3 protein-coding genes are annotated in these 6873 nt (G+C 38.6%); 1 reads left to right on the top strand and 2 read right to left on the bottom strand.

The annotated features are described in order from the left end of the window. Nucleotides 1-259: 259 nt before the first annotated feature. A complete protein-coding gene (locus AFK68_RS17005; RefSeq protein ID WP_094673807.1) occupies nucleotides 260-2389 on the bottom strand; it encodes a DNA-binding protein in 2130 nt (709 codons plus the stop codon). A 1113-nt stretch (nucleotides 2390-3502) separates the two neighbouring features. On the opposite strand from AFK68_RS17005, the gene AFK68_RS17000 reads away from it, so the two are divergent. Then, complete coding sequence (locus AFK68_RS17000) at nucleotides 3503-4459, top strand: PEP-CTERM sorting domain-containing protein (RefSeq protein WP_094673806.1); 957 nt, start codon at nucleotides 3503-3505, stop codon at nucleotides 4457-4459. A gap of 514 nt (nucleotides 4460-4973) precedes the next feature. On the opposite strand, the gene AFK68_RS16995 is transcribed toward AFK68_RS17000, so the two are convergent. After that, nucleotides 4974-6873 (bottom strand): CHAT domain-containing protein (locus AFK68_RS16995; protein ID WP_143437960.1); only part of this gene is annotated, 1900 nt, incomplete at its 5' end.

The raw sequence follows: 6873 nt of genomic DNA, 5'->3' as shown, positions 1-6873 counted from the left end.
CTACTCCCCTACTCCCCTACTCCCCTACTCCCCTACTCCTCTACTCCCCTACTATCTTAAATTATAAGCGTTTAATCGGACATGGTATAATATCGTGTCCGGATAATTAGTGATACAAAAGTTTTTGTTTGTAGAATTGCTCTAGCCCGAAAAATATCGATATTAGGGCTAGAGCAATTCTACGAGCTTTAATTATCACTATTTAACCTAAGTCCTGTTTTAATAATTTTAACTTTTAACTTTTGACTTTTGACTCGATCTACCATTTTCCCATACTCCCCCAAGCTGCTCCAGAAAAACAACCACCAATAGCACCTAAACCAGCTCCAAAAATTGTTGAAAGGATTGAAGTCCAATCTGCATCAATTCGCATAATTCCAACTAAATCTATTGACAGAATTTGTGGTAAAATTCCACCCAAAATTACCCCAATAATTACTCCTAAAAAACACCCCCAAATTCCACCTAATACAGCACCTCTAATTCCCGATAATTTATTTGATAAAGGTAAAGTTGGCGCACCTAAAATTGGTCCTAAAACAACACCTCCCATAATCCCACCCATAGCACCTACACCTATTGCTGGAATCATACTACTTATTAATATAGATACTAATTCAATCCAAGAATTATTATTCTCATTCAGACTTTCCTGAAACACAAAAACTCCTGCTAAAATTCCTCCAATAACTGTACCTAAAAAAGCTCCCCAAATTGCTCCTAAAAATAAACCTCGTCTACCCCAAACTCGTCCAGAAGTAGGCAGCGCTAAGGGTGGTTTAAAAGCACTCCAAATAGCTCCCCAAATAGTACCTAAAAATCCACCAAATACAACTGCTTGTCCAAATACACCCACGCGGTTACTAATTCCATAAACAGCGCCACTAATAGCAGCAGCAATAAACCCTCCCCACAGCGCTCCGGTTAAACCTAAACTGCCAGTCGAGAACCCCATAGGAATAATATATTGCCAGGCGATCGCGAAAAAACCTCCCCACAATATTCCCATTATTACTCCACCTAAAACAGCAACGCTACTTTTAATTATTCCTAATACGAGACCTGCTACTGCTGCTGCACACAACACTCCCCAAAAGCTTCCAAAAATGGCATCTTGGGCAACGCCAACAAGACCTTTGCCACCCCCTGGTAGGGGAATTATTGGAACTGAAGGCGGTTTGAATTTGATAGAAACAGGGGTGAGTAAGGGTTGATATTGCCCCATTTTTCGAGTGATGATAATTGGTTTGGGTGGTGCTGGTTTTTTAGGGACAGTAGTTTTTTGTGGCGCTAATGATAAGAGTTTACGCTTTTTGACAGCAGGTTCCAAATGTTGTTTATTTCTTACTGCTTCCCTTGATGGAAAAGGGTCTCTTCCTTTTAATAGTTTGGTACGTTCGCACCACGGACAATATTTTAAGTGATTTCCATACAAATGCTGATGATTTTTCTGACAAGTCACTAGACTATTCTCTGACTCTCGCAACGCCTTCAACCAAGTTCTCGTATCTGGGCGCAACTCTGGATGTTGATGCCCTAATTCAAAACAGTCAATTAATAATTGTTGTATGCTGGGATGCAAAATTTTCCAATCTGGCGCAAGTGGTGTCGGGCGATAGGGAACTCGCTTTGTACTGTAGGGAAAATGACCTGCTTTGACTCGTGCTTCGAGAGTTGGAGGTTCGCCTCTACCTTTGTAAACTCCAGCAAAAGGGTGAGTTCCCTCCATCAATAGTTGAAATATTAATACTGCTACGCCAAATAAGTCATGTTCGGGTTTGCGGTCAATTTCCCGGAAACTCCGACCTTGTAATTCCGGAGGGGTGAATTCTGGTTTACCGACTGGACAACGGTAAATTTCTAGGGTATAGGGGTCGCGAACTTGAAATGAGTCGGTATCAACTAGGGTGACAAGAGCGGTATCGGTGACTAGAATATTTGATTCGTTGACATCCCCGATGGCATATCCACTGTTATGTAAAGCGTTGACTGCTGCCACTAAGTTACGAGCGGTGCGGTGGAGATAACGATAGTTGAACAGGGGTTTTTGTTGCCGACGGTTTCTAGGGTTGTAGAATATATGTATCGGTTCCGCTCTGGAAACACGAGGCATTAAAAAGCCAACTATTTGGTGTTTGTTATTGGTAGTGCGTAATAGGTCTATAGGCCACGCGATCGCTGAATGTCCGGTTCCCATAGGTGCGTCTGGTGGATGAGAGAACATTACGGTCAGTTTATGGGCATCCTCGTCTGTAGGTTTATGGTAAATTTTGGCCACTAGAGATGGATTTTGTACCACAGAATAGATACGACCTTCACCACCGCCACCAATTGGGTTTTGGGTGTCTAAGGTGATAATTTGTCCACTGAACTGACGTTGCAACCGCATGGGGTTTGGGTAAGTTTTCTAAGAGTATTTTTTAGTTTACAGTATAACCTTCATTTTTCAGTTTAGTTAATTATTTTCTTTCATTTGACAAGTTTGACTCTGGAAAGATTTCTCTAAAATGATTTGTGAAAAAAAATTGTAGGGGTTTCGTCTCCTTTCCCCAAGCTAAGATGGGATTTGGAAACCAAACCCCGTTAGATAAAATCTTACAACATACAGCGGTTTTCAGATTGATGAACCACATCGCCATAACCAAAAACCCCGTAGGGATGTTTTGCTGACGGAAAGTTGTGCGCCAGCAAAACGCTGCGCGACATGGAAAGCGGAGCATTCCGGAACGGAAAACGCATTTTTGCCTGTGCAATGTCCCTACTGTGGTCTAGTAATCATAAAAACCGCTGTAAGCGCGGATTGCTAGATCCCGATTTGTTGCATGAAAACATATAGCTGCCGCACTTGCTTGTGCATATGTACTTTATAATGCGCGGAAACTGCTGTAACTATTGGACAATAGATGAGTAAAACATCAATCTGAGATAGAAAAAACTGAATTTTTTACCTGTAAAGGTTTTGAGAGTCGATCTGTACCTCCTAACTATTGGACAATAGATGAATAGAACATCAATAATCGCGAAAGAGAGCGATATAGTTGCCGCACTTGCTCTGCGTTTGATGTGCGAACCAAAGCGGAATGGATGTTCTATCACTACTTTTATGCAACAAAGCCGATAAAAACTAAAAGAAATAGTAGTATTATTCGGAACAAAAGGGAAAAACAATAATTGATGTCAAAATTAATTGTCAAAATTTTTTAGCAGCCAGATAGAATTCTAAATTATCAATTATCAATTATCAATTATCAATTATCAATTATCAATTATCATTGTAAGTTTATGAAGATTCAGTAAAGATACTGATTTATGATAATTATTTAAGAAGCAGTATGTTATAGTTAATTACAGCAGATTCCAAGTATTTTTAATTTGGATATTAACAATTAAATAAATATTTGTAGTGCAGGATCTTGGTAGCTAAGGGTGTACGTCACGCTTGGTGGAATTAGCTGCAGTGTGCAGTAGCAAATTTGAATTTTGTCAATAGGAGGTTTATTAAGTGTTAAAGACCACTAAAAATTATTTATCATTAATCTTATCAGCATTTTGTTTAACAATTACAACTTTTAATCAAGAAGCTTATGCACTTAACGCTAGAGCTAGTGTAAACTGGACTACTAACAACACCAGTTCAAGGGATACAAATAATGATAGCGGTCGAGTAGAAAGGGCAAATTATACTCTGGGAAATCAAAATACAGAATGTGGTCAGAGAGAAAAGAGTCAAAATCAAAGAAGCTATTCTTATAACTCAAACAGAAATGAAACACTGGCATTGTCCGACTCATGTCAGCAGTCTGGAAAAGTTACAAGAGTTAGAGCTGCCTCTAACATGCAAGTAACAGAACAAAAAGGATCTTACTTCAACTGGCAACTCAATCTTGCTGCAATTGTAAACAGAGAGAATAGAAGCCCATCTGGATCGGCAATTGCTCGTGGTAGGGACCCACAATTCTTTGGTACAGAAACTTTCCTCGATAATATTTTTGATGAGGAAATCACTTTAGAAGCAGGGTCTTCAGTTTTTGCAGAAGATGAACAGGATATGGCTCGTACGACATTCAGTCGAGAATCAACTGTACTAGAAAACCCTATTTTTTCAATAGAGATATTGGCATTAGGACTTTCTTCAGTAGATGCTATTGTTAATTTTAATTCCGATCCAAGTCTTACATTTTCGACTACAGCTTTAGATTTAGAAGCTCTTTTAGAAGATCCGACGAATGGACTTGGAACAAATGATGGTTTGCTATCAGATATATCTTTTAGTTACACTTTGGATCTTTCTCAGTTTGATCTGACTTCAGAGCAAACACTCAGTGGAGGAGGCCAAAGCTTTGCTGAATCTAGAACAGTTCCCGAACCAACCTCCAGTCTTGGTTTCATCGCTCTCGGTGCCGTTGGTGCAGTCTCAACCCTCAAACGCAAAGTCCAATCATCCAAAGAAAAAAGCTAGAAAAAGGTTTTTTGATAATTGATAATTGATAATTACCTCTGGTTAAAACCATCGGATTGACAAGCTAAGGAAAAAATTGATTTTTTTCCCCTTGAAAGGGGAGGCTTTTAACCTCAATTATTTAATTAATAATTATTAATTACCCGGTAATATTACAGCGGTTTCCGAAGTTATGAGGTACATCTATTGCGTGCTTTCCGGCCTGCACTGCAAGATTTTAACCATTTACCAAGGAAGAAGGCTTTAGTAATCTTGGAGAGAAGGCTTTAGTTATCTAGAAGAGAAGGCTTTAGTTATCTAGAAGAGAAGAAAGAAGGAAGAAGAAGGAAGAAGGAAAAACCTTACTAATTGTAGCTCTTTCCCCAACTTTTAGACAAACGATACCAACGGACATGATATCAATTCTAAATTATCAATTCTCAATTCTCATGACAGGGAGACAGGGAGACAAGGGGATTTTATATGAACAGAACCTCCTGCCTCCTACCTCCTCAATTCTAAATTCTAAATTCTCTTACCAAGGACTACCAACCAGAGTAAACCCCGCCCAATAATAAGGATGAGATAAATTATCATACTGTATATTTGCTAACACCGACGGTAACACCACCGCACGACGCGTTCCACTTCCCCTTAACTCCCCTTTTGTAATAACCACCTTTCCTCGCAACATTGCTAACTGTGCTTGTCTTAACGCCTCCGCCTTAATCTTAGCATTATTCAAATGAGTATAAAATTCTGTCATTAACCCCAATGTACCCTCATCACTCACATACCAAATACTAGCTAAAGCTGACTTGACTCCTGCTGCTACCGCTAACCCGGCAAACCCTAATTCCGCATTTTTATCGCCAAAAGCAGTGCGACAAGCAGACAAGACTAACAATTCTACTGCTGGTTCATTCCAACCAAACTCCCTAATTTGGTCTAATTTTATTTGTTCGTCACCCCATAACTGAATGTAGGAGGTGCTAGCTACACCGGGTAAAAATTCTGCATGAGTAGCTAAATGAATAATAGGATAAGGATAATTTTTACGTTCATTCAACAAGTTATTACGAGTAAAATCTTCATTGAGGAATTGACGACCCTGCCACAGTTTTTCGGAAATAATGTCTAACTCCACAGGTACTGCTGGTAAAGGACTTTGAGATGTAAATTCACTTGCTCCCATTGCTAATACTTTAGTATCTTCAAGAGAGCGATAATTAGTATCCATTAAACTGACACTGGGAATTAAACTAATACTATATTTTTCAATTAAAAATTGTGACCCATCATGTAATACTGCCAGAGGTAAAGTTCGTAAACCTTCATCCATACTAAACAGTAAAGTATCAATATTTGCTGCTTCTAATTCTGCTGATATAGGTGCGATGAGCCAATCATATAATTGTTGTGCTGATGGCAAATAGCTATCAGTATGACGGCGGGAAGGATTGATAATGTGTGCGCGTAAAGTCAGGGCATTTTTCTTAATTGCTTTGTACTTGGCTGCGGGGATAGTTTTAATAATTGGCTGACCATCTTTGGTATATAATATTATTTGTAATTGGTCTGGATAAGTGTTAATATAAACAACGGCAGATTCTTTTCCGGTTTGAGCTGCCATATCGGTTAAGATTTCTCGGACGTTTTTTGTCCTGAGAAATTGTGACTGTAAATCTACTCCTAAATAATTAGAATATTCGTTGCTACGAGTTTGTTCTAAGATGGTTATTACTTGGTCTGAACTTGTGGCAACTGTGAGAGGATTTGTATTAGGAGTGTCTATTATTTTTAAGATTTGTTGGGTGTCGGTGCTACTGTTAATGGATGATTCTGTCTGACTTTGGGCTGTTGTTGTGTTGGCTGTTTGGTTATTGTTACTGGGAGTAGCTGTCGAAATTATCTCGGAGGTTGTGGTTGTTGAGAAAGTGTTAGTTTCTTGGGAATTTGTGGTGGTATTATTTGTGGAATTGTTCTGGGAATTTGTTTGATTAATAACAGGATTAATATTGATACTATTATTATTATTAGAATTTACTGAGGTATTATCTGTATTTTGATTAACTCTTGGACGTTGGATATTGATAGATTCATTGCCAAAAGTTTGATTAATTTCTCCTATATTTTGCTGACCACCTGCTGTTTGAATATTGATGGCATTATTACCTGCAGTTTGAGTTACATTACCAATTGTTTGTTGACCGCCTGCTGTTTGATTATTATTAGCATTATTGCCGGCATTTTGATTAATATCTCCGATAATATTACCTCCGGCAGTTTGATTGTTATTAGCATTATTGCCGGCATTTTGATTAATATCTCCGATAATATTACCTCCGGCAGTTTGATTATTATTAGCATTATTGCCAGCATTTTGATTAACATCTCCGGAAATATTACCGCCTGCTGTTTGATTATTATTAGCA

The organism is Hydrocoleum sp. CS-953 (genome assembly GCF_002260545.1).
Lineage (GTDB): Bacteria > Cyanobacteriota > Cyanobacteriia > Cyanobacteriales > Microcoleaceae > Trichodesmium.
The sequence above is the reverse complement of the archived record's forward strand: the minus strand, read 5'-3'. Positions and strand labels throughout refer to the sequence as shown.

Excerpts from the sequence above, each read along its gene's own strand:
- AFK68_RS17005 (WP_094673807.1), bottom strand. The coding sequence starts at position 2,389 with ATGCGGTTGCAACGTCAGTTCAGTGGACAAATTATCACCTTAGACACC.